General features: G+C 52.3%; 2 protein-coding genes. One reads left to right on the top strand and one right to left on the bottom strand.

The genetic code is table 11. The annotated features are described in order from the left end of the window. On the bottom strand, positions 1 to 863 hold an 863-nt coding region (locus Q4526_RS02765), incomplete at its 3' end, for a S9 family peptidase (RefSeq protein ID WP_215975368.1). Positions 864 to 1,103: 240 nt separating this feature from the next. On the opposite strand from Q4526_RS02765, the gene Q4526_RS02760 reads away from it, so the two are divergent. Further along, complete coding sequence (locus tag Q4526_RS02760) at positions 1,104 to 1,478, top strand: hypothetical protein (protein WP_215975367.1); 375 nt, start codon at positions 1,104 to 1,106, stop codon at positions 1,476 to 1,478. Positions 1,479 to 1,661: the final 183 nt, after the last annotated feature.

The following is a 1,661-nucleotide window of genomic DNA, read 5'->3' as shown; positions in this document are numbered from 1 at the left end:
GCACTGTACAGCCCACGCAAAAACTGCGTATTTTTTTCGGTAACCAATACCTCCGCAGGTTCCACACTGGGGCGGTCCTGACTTTGCACTGGGGGCGGATCTAGTTTTAAGTAACGACTGGCCCACGTCGTCAGTGTTAGCGCAACATAATCGGCATCTTTCTGCCGACTGAGTAAGTGGTCGGCATCATCCAGTGACACGTAACTTTTGGGATGCTTTGCGGCTTTAAAAATTTTCGTCGCCTCGGTTACATCCACCACAAGATCAACCGGCGAATGGAAAATCAACAGCGGCTTGCGCAGAGCCGCGATGGTATCTGTCAGCGGCCATTTGCCTAAATCCTCCAACAACTCCGCACCCAACTCAAAGGTTCGACCGGCAATCGTAACCGGAGCACGGCCGGTTTGACGGATATCACATGCTTGATCCGCAAATAAATGCTCAACATGGGACGGAGATGCCGGCGCAGCGATGGTAACCACCGCTTGCACCGAGTCGAGCCGGCGTGCCACCGCCAAAACAGCGGCACCACCTAAGCTGTGGCCAATGAGTAATGAAGGGGCCTGGTACTGCCGGGCTAAAAATAGCGATGCCGCTTCCAGATCTGTCACATTACTGGAAAAGGTAGTGTTGGCGAAATCACCTTCGCTGCTGCCCAGACCGGTAAAATCGAACCTCAACACAGCAATCCCTTGATTGGCTAGAGTGCGAGCAATACGAGTGGCAGCTACCACGTCTTTACCACAGGTAAAACAATGAGCAAATAACGCATATGCTTTCGGTGTGCCGTTATCTGGCAACTCTAAGGCACCTGCCAAGGTGTGCCCCTCGGTACTGGTAAACTCAACCTTGTGACGCGACATAATGCCTCCGTATAGCCAATAAATGTAAGATCCAACCGTTAACCCTGTAAAACACGGCATGCTGTCTTCGGCCCAGCAGGGAAAGATCCATACGTTAACCCCATCAGAACATTAGAGCGAAATTTAGGCAAGCTCACCCCGTTAAGCGTGGCGATAAACGTGAGGCAAAACAAAGCACCCTTTGAACTTTTTTGTTATGGTAGGCGCCTACTAACGGACTGACATGACAAAATTGCACCGATGATGCTTAAAAAGATTGTGATTTACCTAGCGCTGATGGTGGTTGCTCTGCAATCAGGCATGACGCTGGGCGATATTCACCACTGGCATCAATCGGGTAATGGGCACTGGGTGTTTGACGCTTCACATCAGCCCGCCGATACTCACCCCTCAACCTTTACCGATTCAAACAACAGCGATACCGTCGTTATTGATAGCAACTCGCACGAGCTGGATTGTCAAAATTGCTGTCAGTGCCACGGCCATTTTTGCTCGGCCTTGCTGCTATCGGCGCAGCATCTACTGCCCAGTAAAGCCATCAGCCCACCCACTGAGTACACCGTTGGCACCCGTCCCGAGCCGCTCGAATCCTTTTTACGCCCTCCCAAAGCCTGAGCCCTTAACTTCTGATACCACTTGGTAGCGGGCGTTAATACGCCGCCACAGCCTGTTGGCTTTTTGCCGGCTGACGACGGCCTTGCCCGCACCAGCGAATGCAGCTTGAACTTAGGACTTACTCATGGAGTTGAACACGATAACGCGCCGCTGTCGGCGCTTGCAGCGGCGCGTTATGGTGTT

The sequence above is a fragment of the Gilvimarinus sp. 2_MG-2023 genome (genome assembly GCF_030547685.1).
Lineage (GTDB): Bacteria > Pseudomonadota > Gammaproteobacteria > Pseudomonadales > Cellvibrionaceae > Gilvimarinus.
Note: the sequence above shows the minus strand (reverse complement) of the source record. Positions and strands in the feature narration are given on the sequence as shown.